The organism is Peribacillus sp. FSL M8-0224, from assembly GCF_038003055.1.
Classification (GTDB): Bacteria; Bacillota; Bacilli; order Bacillales; family DSM-1321; genus Peribacillus; species Peribacillus frigoritolerans.
In genome coordinates this window covers 5,085,302-5,107,266 of record NZ_JBBOOJ010000001.1, presented here as the reverse complement: position 1 = coordinate 5,107,266, position 21,965 = coordinate 5,085,302, and the positions used below count along the sequence as shown (strand labels likewise).

23 protein-coding genes are annotated in these 21,965 nt (G+C 42.8%); all 23 read left to right on the top strand.

Going from position 1 to position 21,965, the window contains the following annotated elements:
• Window positions 1-3: 3 nt before the first annotated feature.
• The 23 genes from glyA to MKX49_RS24730 all read left to right on the top strand — a co-directional run bounded on the left by glyA (window position 4) and on the right by MKX49_RS24730 (window position 21,962).
• A complete protein-coding gene (gene glyA, locus MKX49_RS24840) occupies window positions 4-1,245 on the top strand; it encodes a serine hydroxymethyltransferase (protein ID WP_340878150.1) in 1,242 nt (413 codons plus the stop codon).
• A gap of 234 nt (window positions 1,246-1,479) precedes the next feature.
• Window positions 1,480-2,109, top strand: a complete 630-nt coding sequence (gene upp / locus MKX49_RS24835) for a uracil phosphoribosyltransferase (RefSeq protein ID WP_034315825.1) — start codon at window positions 1,480-1,482, stop codon at window positions 2,107-2,109.
• A 23-nt stretch (window positions 2,110-2,132) separates the two neighbouring features.
• Window positions 2,133-3,275 carry a non-hydrolyzing UDP-N-acetylglucosamine 2-epimerase gene (wecB, locus tag MKX49_RS24830; RefSeq protein WP_340878148.1) on the top strand — a complete coding sequence of 381 codons (1,143 nt, stop codon included), beginning with the start codon at window positions 2,133-2,135 and terminating at the stop codon, window positions 3,273-3,275.
• A gap of 83 nt (window positions 3,276-3,358) precedes the next feature.
• Window positions 3,359-5,587 (top strand): S8 family serine peptidase, encoded by a 2,229-nt coding sequence (locus MKX49_RS24825; protein ID WP_289351364.1) that lies wholly within the window; start codon window positions 3,359-3,361, stop codon window positions 5,585-5,587.
• Window positions 5,588-6,045: 458 nt separating this feature from the next.
• Window positions 6,046-6,414, top strand: a complete 369-nt coding sequence (locus MKX49_RS24820; RefSeq protein WP_048685860.1) for an ATP synthase subunit I — start codon at window positions 6,046-6,048, stop codon at window positions 6,412-6,414.
• 22 nt (window positions 6,415-6,436) lie between these two features.
• Window positions 6,437-7,132 (top strand): F0F1 ATP synthase subunit A, encoded by a 696-nt coding sequence (gene atpB / locus MKX49_RS24815; RefSeq protein WP_048685858.1) that lies wholly within the window; start codon window positions 6,437-6,439, stop codon window positions 7,130-7,132.
• Between the two features lie 64 nt (window positions 7,133-7,196).
• A complete protein-coding gene (gene atpE / locus MKX49_RS24810) occupies window positions 7,197-7,421 on the top strand; it encodes a F0F1 ATP synthase subunit C (protein ID WP_048685857.1) in 225 nt (74 codons plus the stop codon).
• A 165-nt stretch (window positions 7,422-7,586) separates the two neighbouring features.
• Window positions 7,587-8,108 carry a F0F1 ATP synthase subunit B gene (atpF, locus tag MKX49_RS24805; protein WP_249594538.1) on the top strand — a complete coding sequence of 174 codons (522 nt, stop codon included), beginning with the start codon at window positions 7,587-7,589 and terminating at the stop codon, window positions 8,106-8,108.
• Complete coding sequence (locus tag MKX49_RS24800; protein ID WP_063595715.1) at window positions 8,105-8,641, top strand: F0F1 ATP synthase subunit delta; 537 nt, start codon at window positions 8,105-8,107, stop codon at window positions 8,639-8,641. The genes atpF and MKX49_RS24800 overlap by 4 nt, the downstream gene beginning before the upstream one ends.
• A 24-nt stretch (window positions 8,642-8,665) precedes the next feature.
• Complete coding sequence (gene atpA / locus MKX49_RS24795) at window positions 8,666-10,174, top strand: F0F1 ATP synthase subunit alpha (RefSeq protein WP_048685849.1); 1,509 nt, start codon at window positions 8,666-8,668, stop codon at window positions 10,172-10,174.
• A 37-nt stretch (window positions 10,175-10,211) separates the two neighbouring features.
• The gene (locus tag MKX49_RS24790; RefSeq protein WP_048685846.1) at window positions 10,212-11,072 is read left to right on the top strand and encodes a F0F1 ATP synthase subunit gamma; all 861 of its coding nucleotides are present in this window, start codon (window positions 10,212-10,214) and stop codon (window positions 11,070-11,072) included.
• A gap of 87 nt (window positions 11,073-11,159) precedes the next feature.
• On the top strand, window positions 11,160-12,557 hold the full coding sequence (gene atpD / locus MKX49_RS24785; RefSeq protein WP_048685843.1) for a F0F1 ATP synthase subunit beta: 1,398 nt from the start codon (window positions 11,160-11,162) through the stop codon (window positions 12,555-12,557).
• A 25-nt stretch (window positions 12,558-12,582) separates the two neighbouring features.
• Window positions 12,583-12,984 (top strand): F0F1 ATP synthase subunit epsilon, encoded by a 402-nt coding sequence (locus MKX49_RS24780; RefSeq protein WP_048685840.1) that lies wholly within the window; start codon window positions 12,583-12,585, stop codon window positions 12,982-12,984.
• A 342-nt stretch (window positions 12,985-13,326) separates the two neighbouring features.
• Window positions 13,327-13,701, top strand: coding sequence for an NADH-quinone oxidoreductase subunit A (locus MKX49_RS24775; RefSeq protein WP_048685838.1), 375 nt, complete (start codon window positions 13,327-13,329; stop codon window positions 13,699-13,701).
• A 26-nt stretch (window positions 13,702-13,727) separates the two neighbouring features.
• The gene (locus MKX49_RS24770; RefSeq protein ID WP_170946902.1) at window positions 13,728-14,204 is read left to right on the top strand and encodes a NuoB/complex I 20 kDa subunit family protein; all 477 of its coding nucleotides are present in this window, start codon (window positions 13,728-13,730) and stop codon (window positions 14,202-14,204) included.
• Window positions 14,205-15,146 carry an NADH-quinone oxidoreductase subunit C gene (locus MKX49_RS24765; RefSeq protein WP_340878145.1) on the top strand — a complete coding sequence of 314 codons (942 nt, stop codon included), beginning with the start codon at window positions 14,205-14,207 and terminating at the stop codon, window positions 15,144-15,146.
• Window positions 15,147-15,151: 5 nt separating this feature from the next.
• On the top strand, window positions 15,152-16,249 hold the full coding sequence (locus MKX49_RS24760; protein WP_048685832.1) for an NADH-quinone oxidoreductase subunit D: 1,098 nt from the start codon (window positions 15,152-15,154) through the stop codon (window positions 16,247-16,249).
• Window positions 16,250-17,257, top strand: a complete 1,008-nt coding sequence (gene nuoH, locus MKX49_RS24755; RefSeq protein WP_340878144.1) for an NADH-quinone oxidoreductase subunit NuoH — start codon at window positions 16,250-16,252, stop codon at window positions 17,255-17,257.
• 33 nt (window positions 17,258-17,290) lie between these two features.
• A complete protein-coding gene (gene nuoI, locus MKX49_RS24750; RefSeq protein ID WP_048685828.1) occupies window positions 17,291-17,710 on the top strand; it encodes an NADH-quinone oxidoreductase subunit NuoI in 420 nt (139 codons plus the stop codon).
• A complete protein-coding gene (locus tag MKX49_RS24745; RefSeq protein ID WP_048685826.1) occupies window positions 17,707-18,225 on the top strand; it encodes an NADH-quinone oxidoreductase subunit J in 519 nt (172 codons plus the stop codon). Before nuoI ends, MKX49_RS24745 begins: the two co-directional genes overlap by 4 nt.
• The gene (nuoK, locus tag MKX49_RS24740; protein WP_034315785.1) at window positions 18,222-18,536 is read left to right on the top strand and encodes an NADH-quinone oxidoreductase subunit NuoK; all 315 of its coding nucleotides are present in this window, start codon (window positions 18,222-18,224) and stop codon (window positions 18,534-18,536) included. Before MKX49_RS24745 ends, nuoK begins: the two co-directional genes overlap by 4 nt.
• A gap of 34 nt (window positions 18,537-18,570) precedes the next feature.
• The gene (nuoL, locus tag MKX49_RS24735) at window positions 18,571-20,442 is read left to right on the top strand and encodes an NADH-quinone oxidoreductase subunit L (protein WP_340878143.1); all 1,872 of its coding nucleotides are present in this window, start codon (window positions 18,571-18,573) and stop codon (window positions 20,440-20,442) included.
• Complete coding sequence (locus MKX49_RS24730; protein ID WP_340878142.1) at window positions 20,439-21,962, top strand: complex I subunit 4 family protein; 1,524 nt, start codon at window positions 20,439-20,441, stop codon at window positions 21,960-21,962. The genes nuoL and MKX49_RS24730 overlap by 4 nt, the downstream gene beginning before the upstream one ends.
• Window positions 21,963-21,965: the final 3 nt, after the last annotated feature.

The following is a 21,965-nucleotide window of genomic DNA, read 5'->3' as shown; positions in this document are numbered from 1 at the left end:
GGAATGAATCGTTTAGCAAAGCAAGATGAGCAAGTGTTTAACGCAATTCAACTGGAATTAGGGCGTCAAAGAAGTAAAATTGAGCTTATTGCTTCTGAAAACTTCGTGAGTGAAGCTGTCATGGAAGCGCAAGGGTCGGTCTTGACTAATAAGTATGCAGAAGGATACCCTGGAAAACGTTACTATGGCGGATGTGAGTATGTAGACATCGTTGAAGATCTAGCGCGTGAGCGTGCGAAAGAAATTTTCGGAGGCGAGTATGTGAACGTACAGCCTCACTCTGGAGCTCAAGCCAATATGGCCGTTTACTTTACAGTGCTTCAAACCGGCGACACAGTGCTTGGGATGAACCTTTCGCATGGTGGTCACTTAACACATGGAAGTCCAGTAAACTTCAGTGGTGTTAACTACAATTTTGTTGAATATGGTGTAGACGAAAAAGATCACCGTATCGATTACAATGATGTATTGGAAAAAGCGCGTCAACACAAACCTAAATTGATCGTAGCGGGTGCAAGTGCATATCCACGGGAAATCGACTTCAAGCGATTTCGTGAAATTGCGGATGAAGTCGGGGCATATTTAATGGTCGACATGGCGCATATTGCAGGTTTAGTTGCGGCTGGATTACATCAAAGTCCAATTCCTTATGCTGACTTTGTAACGACAACTACTCATAAAACACTTCGCGGACCACGCGGTGGGATGATCATCTGTAAAGAGGAATTCGGTAAGAAGATCGATAAATCCATCTTCCCTGGAATTCAAGGCGGTCCTTTGATGCATGTTATATCAGCTAAGGCTGTTGCATTCGGCGAAGCGCTTCAAGATGATTTTAAAGTATATGCCAAACAAATCATCGACAATGCTAAACGTTTGGGTGAAGGTTTGAAGAAAGAAGGGTTCACTCTTGTTTCTGATGGAACGGACAATCACTTGATTCTTCTTGATGTGCGCTCTACAGGATTAACGGGAAAAATCGCAGAGCATGTTTTGGATGAAATCGGTATTACCGTGAACAAAAATGCGATTCCTTATGACCCGGAAAAACCTTTCGTTACCAGCGGTATACGTATTGGGACTGCGGCAGTGACATCACGTGGCTTCGGATTGGAAGACATGGATGAAATAGCTGCTATCATCGGACTTGTATTGAAAAATAATGAAGACGCAGCTAAGCTTGAAGAAGCAAAACAGCGTGTTGAATCATTAGCGAACAAATTTGGATTGTATCCTTCATTGTAATATCGGAGCCGCTCCCTTTAAAGGGAGCGGTTTTTTTGCATTTATGGAAGGTCAGTGTGTTAGAAGAATCCGAATAGTGAAAATAGGTCTGACATCTAAACCTTTATTGAAGATTGAAACATTTTTCTGTAAAATAGGTTGAAGTGAATTTTAAAAGACACGAAAATTTTTCTATTCGATTAGGGAAATCATAAAAAAGCGCAAAACTAAGCAATGGAATTGGAGAGATGCCAAATGGGAAAAGTTTATGTTTTCGATCACCCGTTAATTCAACACAAATTAGCCTATATACGTGATATAAATACAGGAACAAAAGAATTCCGTGAACTAGTGGATGAAGTTGCATCATTGATGGCATTTGAAATCACGAGGGATATGCCGCTGGAAGAAGTGGAAATCCAAACGCCTGTAAGCACAGCGAAAGTGAAAATGCTTTCTGGTAAAAAAGTGGGGATCGTCCCGATTTTACGTGCAGGCATAGGGATGGTGGACGGAATCATTAAGCTGATTCCTGCTGCAAAGGTTGGACATGTTGGACTTTACCGTGATCCTGAAACATTGAAACCGGTTGAATATTATGCGAAGATGCCAAGTGACTTGGCAGAAAGGGAATGCATTGTCGTTGACCCGATGCTAGCCACTGGCGGATCAGCCATCGAAGCGATCCATTCCATTAAAAAGCGCGGTGCAGTCAATATTAAATTCATGTGTTTGATTGCAGCTCCAGAAGGTGTAGAAGCTTTAAAAGAAGCTCATCCTGATGTTGATATCTATATTGCGGGTCTTGACGAAAAACTGAATGAACATGGTTATATCGTTCCAGGTCTTGGAGACGCAGGAGATCGTTTATTCGGCACAAAATAAGGAAAGAAACTGAGGTGTCACGAATGAACAAACCGATTAAAGTCATGACCATTTTCGGGACGAGACCAGAAGCTGTCAAAATGGCTCCCTTAGTACTCGAATTTCAAAAACACCCAGAATATTTCAAGCCGATCGTTGCTGTTACGGCTCAGCATCGCCAAATGTTAGATCAAGTTCTCGAACTATTTTCCATACAGCCGGACTATGACTTGGACATAATGAAGGAAAGGCAAACGCTTGCTGACATTACAACAAGAGCATTAAATGGTCTTGATTCCGTAATGAAGGAAGCTAAACCAGATATTGTTCTCGTTCATGGTGATACAACCACAACGTTTGTCGCCAGTCTGGCAGCTTTTTATAATCAAATTGTCATTGGGCATGTAGAAGCGGGGCTGCGCACATGGAATAAGTATTCCCCCTATCCCGAAGAGATGAATCGACAGCTTACGGGTACGATGGCGGATTTGCATTTTGCGCCGACTTCAAAAGCCGAGGAGAATCTGTTGAACGAAAACAAGAAGCATAATATCTTCGTGACGGGAAATACGGCAACGGATGCTTTAAAAACGACTGTAAGGCCGACATATTCCCATCCGGTTTTAAATGACCTTGGAGAAGACAGGCTCATTTTGCTTACTGCCCATCGGAGGGAAAATCTAGGGGAACCCATGAGGAATATCTTCAGGGCCGTTAAGAGAATCATTGTTGAGCATGATGATGTTCAAGTGGTATATCCTGTTCATTTAAATCCGCTTGTTCAAGAATTGGCAAACGAAGTTCTCGGGGACGATCCACGGGTTCATTTGATCGAACCGCTGGATGTATTGGATTTCCATAACTTCGCTTCTAGAGCCTATCTGATTTTGACTGATTCTGGAGGAATCCAGGAAGAGGCACCGTCACTTGGTGTACCCGTCCTGGTTTTAAGGGATACGACCGAACGTCCTGAGGGGATTGCGGCCGGAACCTTAAGATTGGCTGGTACTGATGAACAAACCATATATGATTTGGCACATGAATTGCTCACCGATCAAGAGGTGCACGAAAAAATGTCCAAAGCTTCAAATCCATATGGGGACGGAAATGCTTCAGTCCGCATAGCTGAAGCGATCCGGTACTATTTTAAGCAAGTGAATATGCCGCCAACTAGATTTGAACCATAAAAAAGGAAAAGCTATGCGCTTTTCCTTTTTTTATTTGCATACTCCAAGGTTGTTGAGAAAAGATAACTGCTAAGGGGATGATTATGTTGGGAAAGAAAACGTTCATAGTGTTTGTTTTCCTTTTTATATTTATTTATCAAAATGAAAAGGGCTTCGCAAAAGTCATTTTGCCGCCTTTACCAAAACTATCTGAATCTAAGGAAGTAACGGTTGTTGTCACGATGGATAAGGCGTTTAATCGAAAAAAGATCGAAAAACTGCTTGAAAAATATCCATCTCTTCAATTACGGAATGTTTATTCGGTTGCCCTGGATGGATTTTCCCTTCACGGGAAAATGAAAGAAATAGAACAACTTAAAAAGGAGGGGGGAATTCAGGCCGTAACGGAAGTATCCGTTTATCAAGCCGTGTTGGATAAAAGTGTCCCATACATAGGAGGAGACAGGGTCAGGGGTTTCTTTGATAAGGAGAATCACCGGATCACCGGGAAAGGGATAAAGGTAGGGATAATCGATACTGGCATCGATTATACACATCCCGATTTGCAACGAGCTTATAAAGGAGGTAAGGATCTGGTTGACGGTGATGCAGATCCGATGGAAACCAAAAATCAAGGCGACCTGGATACATTGCATGGCACTCATGTGGCAGGCATCATTGCAGCCAATGGAAAAATGAAAGGCGTCGCACCTGAAGCGGAGATTTACGCATATCGAGCTTTGGGGCCAGGCGGTTCTGGAGATACAGATCAAGTATTGACGGCCATTGAGACAGCCATGAAGGATAAGGTGGATGTATTGAACCTCTCTCTAGGCAATAACGTCAATGGTCCTGATTTACCCATCTCCCTTGCGTTGAATAAGGCTGTGGAAAGCGGCATCGTTGCCGTGACATCAAACGGGAATTCCGGTCCGGCTGTATGGACCGTCGGTTCACCCGGAACAGCGGAAAAAGCGATTTCCGTTGGGGCCTCGACTCCCCCCTTAAGGGTTCCGTATATGATTTACGGACTTGGATCAAAAAAGCATCAATCGCATTTAACCTTGTTTCAAGGCTCTAAAAAATGGAACCTGACGTTTTCCGAGGATGTCATATATGGGGGACTGGGTAATGAAAAGGACCTGAAGAATGTTCGGGATAAGATTGTATTGATGGAACGTGGCACACTTACCTTCCAGCAGAAAGTATCCAATGCAGAAAAGGCAGGTGCGAAGGGGGTAATTGTTTTTAATAATACGAGCGGGAGCTTTACTGGAAGCTTGGAAAAAGAAATGAACATCCCAGCTGCTTCTATTAATAGAAGAGATGGATTGCAGCTCAAGCAAATCATGGAGCAAGGGCAGAGCAAAACCGTTCAATTTGTTTATAAGAACGAGCAGGATAGGCTCGCGGATTTTAGCTCCAGGGGACCGGTAACCGTATCGTGGGGAATAAAGCCTGACGTATTGGCACCGGGAGTGGAAATTGAAAGCACCATTCCTAAAGGATATATGTCCCTGGATGGAACAAGTATGTCCGCACCGCATGTTGCAGGTGCATGCGCCTTAATCCTGCAAAAACACCCGGAATGGACTCCTGACCAAGTGAAATCTGCATTGATGAGCACTTCCAAGCCATTGAGGAAAACAGCGTATCAATTGTATCACACATATGAACAGGGGGCTGGACGCATCCAGGTCGACGAAGCGTTAAAAGCGGACACGCTCTTGAATCCAAGCTCATTGTCCTTTGGGATGTATACAAAAAAAGAGGGAATTGAAGAGCATCATGAAACGATAGTCATAGAAAATACCGGAACGGAAATGAGGAAGTACTCATTCATGGTCCCATTAAAAGAGACGGGGCTTACTTGGGAATTGCCGAAATCCCTTACTTTGAAACCGAAGGAAAAGAAACGGATAAAAGTCGGATTGCAGGTCAACCCAGCCGAGCTTAAAAAAGGAGTCTTTGATGGATACCTCATTATAATGGAAGGAACCAAAAGAATATCCCTTCCTTATTTATATGTAAAAGAAGAGCCTGATTATCCAAGGATAATGGGATTTGATTTTGGTCAAGGGGACCAGGAAGGCACATATCGATACGAAATGTATCTTCCGCGCGGGGCTGAAGAATTCGGAATTGCCCTTTATGAGGAAGATAGCTTGAAATTCGCTGGATATTTGGATTGGTCCAGATCTGCTCCTTCCGGTTTGATCAAAAAAGATGTATTGAAAGAGGACTTGCCGCCTAAAGGAATATATAAGGCGATAATCTTTGCAAGAAGGGGCGGAAGGGAAGATCGGATAGAAAAGACGTTACTTATCGAGTGAAGAGAGGACAATAAGTAAAATAAAATGGATGTCAATAGTATAAAAAAGATAATTTGTGAACAATTCGTTAATAATTACAAACCTGTGACAAATTTCACTAACCACTCATTGACAATGATTCTAGCCTATTGTATGCTAACAAAGGATGTAAAATGAGAGGGTTTTCAGGAGCCCGGCATGCAGATTTTTACAGCATGAAATGTTTTCTATCCTCCACCAAATTCAACCGCGAGGATGCAACTTGCGTCAAATGATCGCCGTCTAAAATGGCTATGACTTTGATGTCAGCGATTCTTTCTCAAATAGTCGGATCAGTTTTGTTCGGTATCTTCTTTTACTCGTCAGAACCTAAGATTCGAACCGCTGCTATTAGTAATTGGCCTTCTTTGTGGACTTGCTAGGTTTACAAGCAATGCTTCATTCAGTACGAAAATATTTCTCAGGAGATTAAATGAAAAATGCCAGAAATGAAAATCATGTTCAACAGGCAGAGTAAATATATAATTTTTCTTCTGGCGGTTTATGTTGTTGGATGGGGACTTACGAGTTATCAAGCCGTTTTTGCTGGGCTTATACTGGGTACGAGTTTGAGTTTATACAATTTATGGCTGATCAATCAGAAAATGAAAAAGTTCAGTCAGGCGCTCGATGAAGGAAAGAAAACGAAATCTCTTGGGACGATGACACGAATGGCATCCGCAGGTCTAGCGGTACTCATTGCATTGGAATTTCCGGAGCATTTTCATCTGATAAGTGTTGTATGGGGATTAATGACAGCTTATATTGTCATTTTTATAGATTTTTTCATCCAATTAATACGTCGATAGCGGGGAAGAGAGGTGAATATAGTTGAATCATGAAGCACCCTTACAAGAATTTATGGGTCTTACCTTTAACTTGAGTAACGTCCTAATGATTACAGTTGCCAGTCTAGTTGTGTTCATACTTGCTGTGCTTGGTACACGTAAGCTTGCCATGAAGCCAACCGGCATGCAGAATTTCATGGAATGGATTATGGATTTCGTTAAGGGTATTATTAATAGTAACATGGACTGGAGAACAGGTGGTCAGTTTCAACTGCTTGGTATGACTTTGCTAATGTACATTTTTGTGTCCAATATGCTAGGTCTTCCGTTTGCAATTAGTTACGATGGAGTGCTTTGGTGGAAATCACCAACAGCCGACCCAGTTATCACATTGACTCTTGCAGTCATGGTTTTAGGTTTAACGCATTATTATGCTATAAAAATGAAAGGCGCCAAGGGTTACTTTAAAGCTTATAAAAACCCAATGACACTTGTAGAGGAATTTACAAACTCCTTGACACTTGGTCTGCGTCTATATGGTAACATTTATGCTGGTGAAGTTTTGCTGAGTCTATTAGCGGGCACCCTGGCATTTAGTGGAGCTGCCGGATTTATTGGTGCAATTGTGCCTACATTAGTATGGCAAGGCTATAGTATTTTCGTCGGTAGTATCCAAGCGTTTATCTTTGTCACGTTAACAATGGTTTATCTGTCTCATAAAGTCAGTGACGACCATTAATTATAAGTTCATTTAGAACTAAAAAAATAATAAATTTTGATACAATCTAAGGAGGATATTTATAATGACAGGTTCAGTAGGTCTTCTTGCAGCAGCAATTGCAATTGGTTTGGCAGCACTAGGTGCAGGTATTGGTAATGGTCTTATCGTTTCAAGAACAGTAGAAGGTATCGCTCGTCAACCAGAAGCTCGCGGTATGCTTCAAACAACAATGTTCATCGGGGTAGGTTTAGTTGAGGCGATGCCTATCATCGCGGTAGTAATTGCGTTTATGGTATATGGTGGTTAATAGAACCTTCAAAAAGTTCAAAAATGGCGAAGTTCGTTCCATGTGAACCTTCGCCTTTCCTTTATGTCCACAATCCTGTTTTTATACAGTTTAAGAGCATAGTTTTCTAAAGTTCATATAATGAACGCTTTAAGAAGTGAAACTCGTGAAGGGAGTGAACCAAGCGTGTTAACAAGCAGCTTTGTACTTGGGTCAACGTCTTCTGGCTTTAATGGCGGAGACATGTTATACCAATTAGTAATGTTTATCATTTTGTTAGCGTTGCTGAAGAAATTTGCATGGGGTCCTCTAATGGGCATCATGACTCAACGTGAAGAACATGTTGCAAATGAAATTCAAGCAGCTGAAGCTAGCAGACAAGAAGCACTTAAATATTTAGAAGAACAACGTGAAATCGTAAAACAATCTCGCACTGAAGCGGGACAACTTATAGAAAACGCAAAACTTCAAGGTGAAGCACAGCGTGAAGAGATCGTAAATCAAGCACGTCTTGAAGCTGAACGCGTCAAAGAAACAGCTAAGCGTGAAATCGTACAGGAAAAAGAAAAAGCCATTACGGCATTACGCGAGCAAGTGGCATCTTTATCCGTACTCATTGCTTCTAAAGTAATAGAAAAAGAACTATCCGAAGCAGATCAAGAGCAATTGATTAATGACTACATTCAAGAGGCAGGAGAAGGGAAATGAGCGATATAACAGTAGCAAAGCGTTATGCCGTTGCCCTTTTCCAAATTGCGAAAGAGCAAAATCTCATTAACCAACTTGAAGAAGAGCTTCGCATAGTGAATGAAGTTTTTACAAAAGATAATGAGCTATTAAGCTTCCTGGCTCATCCTAAAATGACTAAAGATGCAAAAGGCGCTTTGATTGCAAATGCATTTGCAAGCCTTTCTTCTTCCGTTCAAAACACTGTGATGCTGATGGTGGAGCGTCATCGTACAGATGAAGTGACAGCAATGGCACAAGAGTTCATTGAACTTGCGAATGAAGAAAACTCAGTAGCTGATGCAACGGTCTATACAGTACGTCCATTGACTGAAACGGAAGTGGAAGCTGTGTCTTCATCTTTTGCAGCAAAAATCGGCAAAAGAAATTTACGCATCACTAATATTACGGATAGCAATATCCTTGGCGGCATCAAATTACAAATCGGTAACCGCATTTATGACGGGACGATTAGCGGTAAGTTAGATCGCCTTAGCAAACAACTATTAGGTTAATATTCACAGATAGGGGTGAAATTCATGAGCATCAAAGCTGAAGAAATCAGTGCGCTGATTAAAAAGCAGATTGAAAACTATCAGTCGGAAATTAAAGTAAGCGATGTTGGTACGGTTATCACTGTTGGTGATGGTATCGCACGCGTTCATGGTTTAGATAATGCAATGTCTGGGGAGCTCTTAGAATTTTCCAATGGGTCAATGGGATTAGCACAAAACCTAGAGCAAAATAACGTAGGTGTTGTTATTCTTGGACCATTCAGAGACATTAAAGAAGGCAGTGAAGTACGCCGTACTGGCCGTATCATGGAAGTGCCAGTTGGAGAAGAATTAATCGGACGTGTCGTGAATCCGCTTGGACAACCATTAGATGGCCTTGGCCCGATCGCTACGACAAAAACTCGTCCAATCGAAAGCCCTGCAACAGGTGTAATGGACCGTAAATCAGTACATGAACCTTTACAAACAGGTATTAAAGCAATCGATGCATTGGTTCCAATCGGTCGTGGACAACGTGAGTTAATCATCGGTGACCGTCAAACTGGTAAAACATCAGTTGCAATCGATACAATTCTTAACCAAGCTGACCAAGATATGATCTGTATCTATGTCGCTATCGGTCAAAAAGAATCAACGGTTCGTGGAACTGTTGAAACACTACGTAAAAATGGTGCTTTGGATTACACAATCGTTGTATCTGCATCAGCTTCTCAACCAGCACCACTTTTATACCTAGCTCCATATGCTGGTGTGACTATGGGTGAAGAGTTCATGTTCGCCGGCAAGCACGTTCTTGTGGTTTATGATGATCTTTCTAAACAAGCATCTGCATACCGTGAACTTTCCTTGCTACTTCGCCGTCCGCCAGGTCGTGAAGCATTCCCAGGGGATGTATTCTACTTGCACTCCCGTTTACTTGAGCGTGCAGCAAAATTGAATGACACTTTAGGTGCCGGTTCAATCACTGCGCTTCCATTTGTTGAAACACAAGCAGGCGACATCTCTGCTTACATTCCAACAAACGTAATTTCCATCACTGATGGACAAATCTTCTTACAATCCGATTTGTTCTTCTCAGGTGTACGTCCTGCGATTAACGCTGGTCTATCCGTATCCCGTGTTGGTGGATCTGCACAAATTAAAGCGATGAAAAAAGTTGCCGGTACATTACGTCTTGACTTGGCTTCATACCGTGAATTGGAAGCATTCTCTCAATTCGGTTCTGACCTTGATGCTGCTACACAAGCAAAACTTAACCGTGGTGCTCGTACAGTTGAAGTCCTTAAGCAAGATCTAAACAAACCGATCAAAGTAGAAAAACAAGTCATGATTTTCTATGCATTGACTAAAGGTCATTTAGATGATATTCCAGTATCGGATATCCTTCGTTTTGAAGAAGAGTACTATGTGTTCCTAGATCGTTCTCATCCGGAATTATTAGATCACATTCGCACAACAAAAGGTCTTCCTGAAGACGCTGCTATCGTTGCTGCAATTAACGAATTCAAAAAGAACTTCGTTATTTCCGAATAATAAGGTCTAACTAATTTATAAAGGGTGGTGAGAATGAATGGCCTCTTTACGCGATATTAAGTCTCGGATTACTTCAACGAAAAAGACGAGTCAAATTACAAAAGCGATGCAGATGGTATCTGCTTCTAAAATGAACCGTGCGGAAGCTAATGCTAAAGCATATGTTCCATATATGGAAAAAATTCAAGAAGTGGTATCCAGTATTGCGAACGGAAGCACGGATGCATCTCATCCAATGCTTACTTCACGTCCAGTTAAGAAAACCGGTTACTTGGTAATCACATCGGACCGTGGATTGGCTGGGGCATACAATAGTAGTATACTTCGCCACGTTCATAAAACCATTCTTGAACGCCATAAATCCAATGATGAGTTCGTCATTATCGCAATCGGAAGGGTTGGCCGTGATTTCTTTGTCAGCCGTAACATGCACGTAGAGCTTGAAGTAATTGGGGTTCCTGATCAGCCGTCTTTCGCTGACATTAGCTCCCTTGCAAAATCAACAGTGAATTTATATCTGAATGAGCTGTGTGATGAGCTTTATATGTACTATAACCATTATGTCAGCCCAATCCAGCAGGAGGTAACGGAAAAGCAAGTCCTTCCGTTAGCTGACTTCAATACTTCCAATGCAACATTGACTTCTTATGAATTTGAACCGAATGCAGAAGAAATCCTTGAGGTATTACTGCCTCAATACGCAGAAAGTTTGATTTATGGTGCTTTATTAGATGGTAAAGCAAGTGAGCACTCTGCACGTATGACTGCAATGAAAAATGCGACCGATAATGCAAAAGAGTTGATCGACTCACTTTCATTACAATATAACCGTGCACGTCAGGCAGCGATCACTCAAGAAATTACAGAGATTGTCGGCGGTGCAGCAGCTTTAGAATAAAATCATTAAAGGAGCGGTCGGCCCGGACGAAGCTTGGCCGTTCCATAAACTCGATAGTCGTTATAAGCAACGTTAGGAGGGAAAACGATGAATATAGGACGCGTTACTCAAGTTATGGGTCCGGTTGTTGACGTGAAATTCGAAGACGGACAACTTCCTAAGATCTATAACGCGTTAAGAATCGAAAATACAGCGTCTGGTACAGGACTAACTCTTGAAGTGGCCCTTCAACTAGGTGATAATACAGTTCGTACTGTAGCAATGTCTTCCACTGATGGTTTAACCCGTGGTGCAGAGACTGTTGATACAGGAGCTCCAATTTCAGTACCTGTAGGTGAAGTTACTCTAGGTCGTGTTTTCAACGTATTAGGGGAAAACATTGACCTATTCGAACCACTTACAGCAGAGGTGCGTCGTGATCCAATTCACAGACAAGCACCAACATTCGAGGAATTATCAACATCTGTTGAAATCCTTGAAACAGGTATTAAAGTAGTAGATTTACTTGCTCCTTACATCAAAGGTGGTAAAATCGGTCTCTTCGGTGGAGCCGGTGTTGGTAAAACTGTACTTATCCAAGAACTTATCAATAACATCGCACAAGAGCACGGCGGTATCTCGGTATTCGCTGGTGTAGGTGAGCGTACTCGTGAAGGTAATGACCTTTTCTACGAGATGACTGATTCTGGTGTTATTAAGAAAACAGCGATGGTATTCGGACAAATGAACGAGCCGCCAGGTGCACGTATGCGTGTTGCCCTAAGCGGTTTGACAATGGCTGAATATTTCCGTGACGAACAAGGACAAGACGTTCTTTTCTTCATCGATAACATCTTCCGTTTCACACAAGCAGGTTCTGAGGTTTCCGCCCTACTAGGACGTATGCCTTCAGCGGTTGGTTACCAACCAACTCTTGCTACTGAAATGGGTCAATTGCAAGAACGTATCACTTCAACAAATAAAGGTTCAGTTACATCCATTCAAGCGATCTATGTACCTGCCGATGACTATACGGATCCGGCTCCAGCTACAACTTTCGCTCACTTGGATGCAACAACTAACCTTGAGCGTAAACTTTCTGAAATGGGTATCTACCCTGCAGTTGATCCATTGGCGTCTTCTTCTCGTGCCCTTAGCCCAGAAATCGTTGGCGCTGAGCACTATAAAGTGGCTCGTCAAGTGCAATCGACTTTACAGAAATATAAAGAACTTCAAGATATTATTGCCATCTTGGGTATGGACGAATTAAGCGAAGACGAAAAAGTAATCGTTCAACGTGCTCGTAGAATTCAAAACTTCTTGTCACAAAACTTCCACGTGGCTGAACAATTCACTGGTCAAAAGGGATCTTATGTACCAGTTAAAGAAACAGTCCAAGGATTCAAAGATATCCTAGCTGGAAAATATGACGAACTTCCAGAAGATGCTTTCCGTCTAGTTGGCCGCATCGAAGAAGTTGTTGCTAAAGCAAAAGAAATGGCTTAATTAAAGGGACCTAGGAGGGAATGAAATGAAGACCATTAAAGTCAATGTTGTTACTCCCGATGGCCCAGTATATGATGCAGAAGTTGAAATGGTAAGCACTAAAGCTAAAAGCGGTGAGCTGGGAATCATGGCTGGACACGTTCCAACTGTAGCCCCGCTTACCATTGGTGCTGTCCGTCTTAAAAATGGAAGCAACACAGACTATGTAGCTGTAAATGGTGGCTTCTTAGAAGTTCGCCCTGATGTGGTAACCATTTTAGCTCAATCTGCTGAAAGAGCTGAAACTATCGATCTTGCACGTGCTCAAGCAGCAAAAGCCCGTGCTGAACAAAGATTGCAGAACAATGATGGATCAAATGATGCCAAAAGAGCTAATTTAGCGCTTAAACGTGCCATTAACCGAATCCAAATTGCAGAAATGCGATAACTTTAATTGATGAAAACACCTGATCAAGCCATTCGTGGTAAGATCAGGTGTTTTTTTATCCTGAAGGTTTTTGAGGAATATTGACATGGAATATCGGAATTAGGAAAAAAAGGTCGAATTATAGGGTAAAGTATTTTCCATTTTAAACCTTAACTCGTCGACATGTTTTTATCCTAATGTTATAATGTATACGCTTACATTTATTGCTTCATACCCCCTCCTATCACGTAGCTTCTAAAAGATTGTTACCCTGCATAATATTTTATTACAGTATCCAAAAAGAAGACAGGCAAATTTAACTTGTACCCAGTTAACATGATTTATCCATAAAGGGAGATGAACATGGGACAGCTGCATATTTACCAAAATAATTATTTAATTGTATTTGTTTTCCTTTGTCTCGGTATTTTATTACCTGTGATCGCTTTATTTCTTGGTAGACTGCTAAGGCCTTATAAACCGACAGATATGAAATATACGACTTATGAAAGCGGAATCGATCCTTTTCAGGATTCAAGGGTTCAATTCAATGTCAGGTATTATCTATTCGGATTGATGTTCGTCATATTTGATGTAGAAACGGTTTTTCTTTACCCATGGGCGGTTGCCTATGATGAACTCGGACTGTTTGCATTGATTGAAATGCTGTTTTTTGTCGTGATCCTTATGCTAGGACTAATCTATGCTTGGAAAAAGAAGGTGTTAAAGTGGAATTGAAGTTGGATGAACTTACCCCTAAAGAAATGGAAGAAATGCGCCACAGTATTTTCTTATCCACACTTGAACAAATAAAAGGCTGGGCTAGAAGTAACTCACTCTGGCCAATGACTTTCGGTTTGGCATGTTGTGCAATTGAAATGATGGGTGTCGGCTCCTCTCATTATGATTTGGACCGATTTGGTTCTTTTTTTCGGACATCCCCCAGACAATCGGATGTCATGATTGTTTCAGGAACGGTAACGAAAAAAATGGCTCCAATAATAAGTAGATTATACGAACAAATGCCAGAACCGAAATGGGTTATTGCAATGGGCTCCTGTGCAACTGCTGGCGGGCCTTATGTTCACTCTTACTCAGTGGTCAAAGGGGTAGATCAAATTGTACCTGTCGATGTATATATACCGGGTTGTCCCCCAAACCCAGCTGCACTTATTTACGGGATCAATAAATTAAAAGAAAAAATCCGTTATGAGGCGAAAACCGGAAAGCGGGTGATATAGATGAGTGAAAAGGAAGACTTAGCGAAACAAAAGGCAGAGGCCGCGGCCAAGGCAAAGGCCGTAGCACTGGCCCGAAAACAGGCGAAAGAAGAAGCGGGAGAAAAGCCGGAAGGTGAAATGGATATAGCGAAGCAAAAGGCGGCAGCAGCGGCCAAGGCGAAAGCAGCCGCGCTGGCCAAAAAACAGGCGAAAGCAGCGGCAGAAAAGCCGGAAGGCGAAATGGATATAGCGAAGCAAAAGGCGGCGGCAGCGGCCAAGGCGAAGGCAGCGACATTGGCCCGGAAACAGGCGAAAGAAGAAACGGCAGAAAAGCCGGAAGGCGAAATGGACATAGCGAAGCAAAAGGCGGCGGCAGCGGCCAAGGCGAAGGCAGCAGCCGCTGCCAAAGCGAAAGCGGCTGCTGCTGCGAAGAACAGGACTGCTGTACAGGAAAGCGAGGAAGTTGACACCCCTAGCGAAATTTCCCCAAATCAGTCGAAACTTGATCAAATTGTTTCTGCTATTGAAAGCCATGTAGGACAAGGGGCATTATTAGAGAACTATATTAATAGACTATCAAAAGATGTACCCACTTTAGTGGCCAATCCGGATACATATTTTTCAATAGCCAAATTTCTGCGGTACGATGAACAGCTTGATTTTTCGTATTTATCGGAACTTCATGGTACGGATTTTGAATCCCATATGGAAATCTATGTACATTTACACTCATTCAAAATGAACCAATCAGTTGCCTTGAAGGTGAAGCTTGATAGGGATACTCCCGTAATCCCATCATTGGTCCCATTATGGTCAGGTGCCAATTGGCCAGAATGTGAGGCGTATGATTTATTGGGCATTAACTTTTATGAACACCCTGATTTAAAGCGGATTTTACTTGGGGAAGATTGGAAAGGGTATCCCCTTAGAAAAGATTATGAGCCTTATGATGTGGAGGTATAAGCCCTATGTTAAGGACGGAAGAAATGCTTCTCAATGTCGGGCCGCAGCATCCGAGTACACATGGTGTTTTTCGGCTTGTCATCAAGATTGACGGTGAGATTATCAAAGAGGCTACACCTGTCATTGGGTATCTGCATCGCGGTACGGAAAAACTAGCGGAAAATCTGCAATATACACAAATAATCCCATATACCGACCGGCTCGATTATCTGGCGGCAATGACAAATAATTATGTGCTTTGCCATGCTGTTGAGACGATGATGGGGGTGGAGATCCCTGAAAGGGCAGAATATTTGCGGGTCATCGCAATGGAATTGGGCAGAGTTGCAAGCCACCTCGTCTGGTGGGGTACATACTTGCTGGATATAGGTGCGACGAGTCCTTTCCTTTACGCATTCCGAGAACGTGAAATGATCGTTAATTTATTGACTGAATTGTCAGGGGCACGCCTAACATTCAATTATATGCGTGTCGGAGGTGTGAAATGGGATGCTCCTGAAGACTGGATTGCGAAGGTTGCCGAGTTTGTCCCTTATATGAGGGAGCAGCTTGCCGGTTACCATGAGCTTGTGACAGGGAATGAAATCTTTGTTAATCGGGTTAAAGGGGTGGGCATCTATACGAAGGAAGAAGCCTTGCAGTATTCGCTTAGCGGTGCCAACTTAAGGTGTACAGGTGTGAAGTGGGATTTACGGAAAAATGAACCATATTCCATTTATGACAGGTTCACATTCGATGTTCCTACAAGGGAAGAGGGTGATGCCTTTTCACGCTATCATTGTAGAATGGAAGAAATCGAAGAGTCACTGAAAATCATCGAGCAGGCGGTTGAGCAATTTCCAGAAGGGCCGGTCCTTGCTAAGGTCCCTAAAATAATAAAGGTTCCTAAGGGTGAGGCATTTGTCCGAATTGAATCACCAAGAGGGGAAATAGGCTGTTATATCGCGAGTGAAGGGAAAAAGGAGCCATACCGCTTGAAATTTCGCAGACCTTCGTTTTATAATCTGCAAATTCTTCCGAAATTATTGGAGGGGGAAAATATGGCGAACTTGATAACGATTTTAGGTGCAATCGATATCGTGTTAGGGGAGGTGGATGGATAAATGATCAAGGATCTTCTCCACTCCGCTCCAAGCCTACTGAATTTTGGCATTTTTTTTGGTTTGGCAGTCCTGCTCCTGTTTGTCGTATTAGGGTTTGTAACCTATGGAATCCTTTCAGAGCGTAAAATCATGGGATTCATGCAGATGCGTGTCGGCCCAAACCAAATTGGAGGGAAATGGGGTCTCTTGCAGACCGTTGCCGATGTTTTGAAACTTCTGATCAAGGAAGATACGATACCCAAGAAAGCTGATAAGCCGTTATATATTTTAGCTCCGGTAATTACTTTTGCTCCCGCTTTCATGGTCCTTGCCACCTTGCCGTTCACCGATGCCTTCCAATTTGCTGATATAGGTGTCGGACTGCTTTATTATATGGCGATTTCCGGCATATCTACCATCGGCATCGTCACTGCAGGTTGGGCATCCAATAATAAGTATTCTTTGATTGGCGGAATGAGGGCAGCCGCGCAAATGATATCTTATGAGATCCCTTTGGTGATGTCGCTAGTGGGCATCGTCCTCATAACAGGCAGTTTAAACTTGAATGATATAGTCGCAGCACAGGAAAAGGTTTGGTTCATTTTTCTTCAGCCGGTTGCGTTCATCGTGTTTTTCATTGCATCGGTTGCCGAGTTGAACAGGGTTCCTTTTGACCTTCCGGAAGCGGAATCCGAACTTGTTGCAGGCTATCATGTTGAATACTCTGGATTTCGCTGGGCCTTCTTTATGTTATCCGAATATGTGTATATGTTTGCAATGGCAACGCTAACCACTGTATTATTTTTAGGGGGATGGAATTCTATTCCGTTTTTGGATTTTATTCCGGCGGCCATCTGGTTCGGTCTGAAGTTCAGTGCCGTATTCTATATATTGGTCTGGATCCGTGTAACCTTTCCTCGTATAAGGGCTGATCAATTGATGGAATTCGGATGGAAAGTGCTGCTTCCGGTTGCATTGGCAAATATATTTTTGACGGCACTAATAAAAGAATTGATTAACCTTTTTTAGAAACTTAAGCTGGTCGGAAAGCGAGGGATTTATATGCTTGGTTTAGCAAAAGGTTTAACCTATACATTAAAGAACTTGACGAGGAAAAAAGTGACCTATGACTACCCGAATGAGCCGCTTCCGCTCCCTGACCGATTTCGCGGAATCCAAAAGTTCTATCCTGAAAAGTGTATCGTATGCAATCAATGCGTGACGATTTGTCCAACGGATTGTATTCAATTAACTGGTAAGAAACATCCGGACCCTTCGAAAAAAGGGAAAATCATCGATACGTATGACATCAATTTCGAGATTTGCATTTTATGTGATTTATGTACGGAGGTCTGCCCTACAGAAGCGATCGTAATGACGAATCAATTCGAGCTGGCCGAGTATAGCCGTGATCATCTATTTAAAAATCTGGAGTGGCTGGATGAAAATGATGAAAATATCCGGAAGGTGAATAAAGTATGAGTTTGTCGGGTGAATTGATTGCCTTTATTGGTTTGGCACTCGTCGCGATAGTAGGCGGGGTGTTGCTGATTACCTTAACAAAAGTGGTGCACATGGTTATCGCACTTGTTTTTACTTTCTTGGGCATTGCAGGTATTTATATGTTGCTTTCGGCCGAGTTTGTCGCCATTGTCCAAATCCTTATTTATTCAGGGGCAATTACGATCGTGATGCTATTCGGGATTATGCTGACAAAACACCAGGAAAATGATGCACCGGCTAAAGGGGGCTGGGGGAATTTCTCCTTGCTGGCAGCGATTGCCGGATTTGCCGTAGCGGTGTATCTTGGGATTTATAATCTGGATATACCTGTACAGCCAACGGCGTTGCATGAGGAAAATACAAAGCAAATAGGAATCGAACTTTTTTCAAAATATGTAATTCCATTTGAAGTGATGTCGGTACTCCTGCTTGTTGCTTTAGTCGGTGCCATCGTATTGGCTAAAAAAGATGATGAGGAGGGAGATCGATCATGACGGGAGTCCCTTTGTCGGCTTACCTTGTATTGGCACTCGTTTTGTTTTGTATAGGGCTGTATGGTGCCTTGACGAAAAGAAATGCGGTCATTGTTTTGATTTCAATCGAGCTGATGCTGAACGCTGCAAATATCAATTTAGTGGCCTTCAGTAAATTCGGGGTAACGCCATCCATTACGGGTCAAGTTTTTTCCTTATTCACGATTACGATCGCTGCAGCCGAGGCGGCTGTAGGGCTGGCCATACTAATGTCCCTTTATCGCAATCGTAAGACGGTCAATGTCGATGAAATGGAAATGATGAAGAATTGAAGGTTTATATAATTGAAGAAGGGGATTTGATACGATGATGGAGCACGCATGGCTCATACCGATCTTTCCACTCGTCACGTTTCTGGTTCTGCTTCTATCAGGCGGGCGGTTGCGGGAACGAGGGGCTTTTATAGGAATAATATGTACAGTGGCTTCGTTCGTTTTATCGTTGCTTGTCCTGATCGAGCGATTTAAAGAACCCACTTATAATATATCGATAGATTGGCTTTCCTTCGGAGGGACGCAACTTTCAGCTGGATTCGAAATCAATCAGCTCAATGCCTTGATGCTTGTGGTCGTTTCCCTTGTCAGCCTGCTTGTCCAGATATATTCGAAGGGGTATATGAAGGGTGAAGTGCGATTCTCCATTTTTTATGCTTATCTGGGCTTCTTCACCTTTGCCATGCTTGGACTAGTCATGGCACCCAATTTATTACAACTTTATATCTTCTGGGAATTGGTCGGGGTGGGGTCTTTCCTGCTCATTGGTTTTTACTTTTATAAACTGGAAGCTAAGGCTGCAGCGAAGAAGGCATTCATCATGACCAGGATTGGGGATGTAGGGCTCTTAATCGGCATCATTCTGCTATTCTGGGAAACAGGCAGCTTTGAATATGGAGAGATCTTTCAAGCCGTTCAATCGGGCATGATATCAAGTGATAAACTGACTTTAATCGCTATTTTGATTTTTATCGGAGCTGTTGGGAAGTCTGGACAATTTCCACTTCACACGTGGCTTCCGGATGCAATGGAAGGCCCGACTCCGGTTTCCGCATTGATACACGCGGCAACTATGGTTGCTGCAGGGGTATACCTGGTGGCGGCCATGTTTCCGTTATTCATGGCTAGTTCTGCAGCGATGCAGGTAGTGGCCATAACAGGTGGAATTACAGCCATATTTGCCGCAAGCATTGCCATGGTGCAAAAGGATGTTAAGCGTGTATTGGCCTATTCGACCATCTCTCAGCTTGGTTTTATGATGCTTGCTTTGGGTACCTCGGGATATGTGGCCGGGGTGTTTCACTTAATGACCCATGCCTTTTTTAAAGCATTGCTGTTTTTGGCAGCAGGCAGTGTTATTCACGCTATACATACACAGGATATGGAAAAAATGGGCGGCTTATGGCGTAAGTTGAATTGGACCGGTCCGCTGTTCTTGACTGGCACGTTGGCGATATCGGGGTTTCCGTTGCTCTCGGGCTTTTTCAGTAAAGATGAAATTCTAATGGCAGCCTGGGAGAATGGTAGTTATATATTGTTTGGTCTAGCGGCGGTTACCTCCTTTTTAACTGCGTTTTATATGTTCCGGCTGTTTTTCATGATGTTTGCAGGCGATTCACGCAGTCAAGCAGAACAGATCAAGGAATCACCTTTCATCATGCTAATTCCCATGCTCGCATTGGCTTTGCTTGCTGTAATCGGTGGGTATATCCAAACACCGTGGTTTGGAACTTTTCTTGGGGAGTGGCTTGTGGAGGGAAATGAAGCTCTTCTAGGCGCCAGCCATAGTGAGGGGCCCATTTGGATAATGTTGATGGCCGTGATTGTGTCGCTGGCCGGGATTTACCTTGCTTATATGATATACGTTAAAAAGAAGTTATCTCGGGAATGGCTGGTCAAAGAAAACTCCGAGGTATATAGGATTTTGGAAAATAAGTATTACATTGATGAGATTTATCATTTTACTGCAGGCTATGCAATCAAAGGCTTTAGTATATTCCTATCTTATATTGAAAGGTTCATTGTCGGTGGGCTTGTTTCCACTGTAACAAGTTCAATAGAAGGATTGGGGAAAATAGGGTCTAAACTGCAAACGGGACAGGTACAGCAATATGGCATGATAGCCTTTCTGGGACTTGCGGTACTGTTGGTGATTTTTGCAGTAACTGGGGGGTATCTAAGATGAATGTCTATTTGCTCTCGCTTTTGGTGTTTTCACCGCTGCTGGGCATCGTGATGGTTGCCCTCATGCCGAAAAAAGAGGAAAGGACGATTAAACAATTTGGTTTTTTCGGAACACTGCCTCCCCTTTTCCTATCATTCTTTCTTTGCAGCCAATATTATTCGGGTGTGGCCCTATCCATATTTGACATTAAGTTGAATTGGATCAGGTTTGGAAATTTGGAGATGTATGATCCCAAGCTCTTCACGGTTGATTTTGAGTTGGGGCTGGATGGCTTAAGTCTCATCTTCCTATTACTGACAACAATCATTTCATCACTGGCCGCAATCGCATCCATTTATATAAAAAAAGAATGGAAAGGGTATTATTTATTATTTTTGATCCTGGAGATTGGAATGCTCGGTGTCTTCACGGCAGAAAATTTGATCCTTTTTTTCATCTTTTTCGAAATGACTTTGATTCCTGCTTTCTTTTTAATTGGCAGATGGGGCTTTCTGGAGAGGGAGAAAGCTTCTTATAGTTTTCTGATCTATAATGGCATTGGTTCGGCTGTTTTATTGGTGGCCATTTTGATTTTGTTTGCCAGGACAGGTACGACCAACATTGCAGCATTGACACAGATGATGACAATGGGCGGCGTTTCGCTTTTTGCACCCATATCCGGTTCGATGAAATATGGTTTATGTCTTGCATTTCTCGTGGCATTTGCGATAAAGCTGCCGGTCTTTCCCTTTCATAGCTGGATGGTGCGGGTCCATGCAGAAGCACCCCCATCCATTGTCATGATACATGCCGGTGTCTTATTGAAAATTGGGGCGTACGGAATCATCCGGTTTGGAATGGGGATATTTCCTGAACAATATAAAAGCTTGGCCTTTACCATTGTCCTATTTGGGGTCCTCAGTTTTTTATATGGTGCTTTTCTGGCATTGGTACAAACGGATTTCAAGCTCGTTTTAGCCTACTCATCAATCTCGCATATGGGTATCGTCATGATGGGGCTGGGAGCCTTGAATGAAGCGGGCATTCAGGGAGCTATTTTTCAAGTCATCTCACACGGGCTAATTGCTGCTTTGTTGTTTTTCTTGGTGGGAGTGTTGTATGAACGTACAGGAACCACGATGCTTCCTAAGCTTGGAGGGCTGGCCAAGTCGATGCCGATTTTTTCAGGGTTTATGTTAGCTTGCGGAATGGCTTCACTCGGTTTGCCTGGCATGTCCGGCTTCATCAGTGAATTCATGGTATTTCTTGGCTTATTCAAGAGTCAGCCGATGCTTGCGGCAATAGGGGTGATCGGGCTGGTATTAACCGCTGTTTATGTACTGAGGGCGGTCATGCTTATGACTTTCGGGAAAAATGATAGCTTGATAGAAAAAGAGAAATGGGACATAAGGGGCTGGGAGTTTTTTCCGGCGTTGGTTCTTCTCGGTTTGATAATATCTGTTGGGGTATACCCAAATTTGTTAGGCGGGCCTCTTCAAGGAACGATTGAAGCCATGATGCTTGCTCTAGGGGGGCGATGAAGG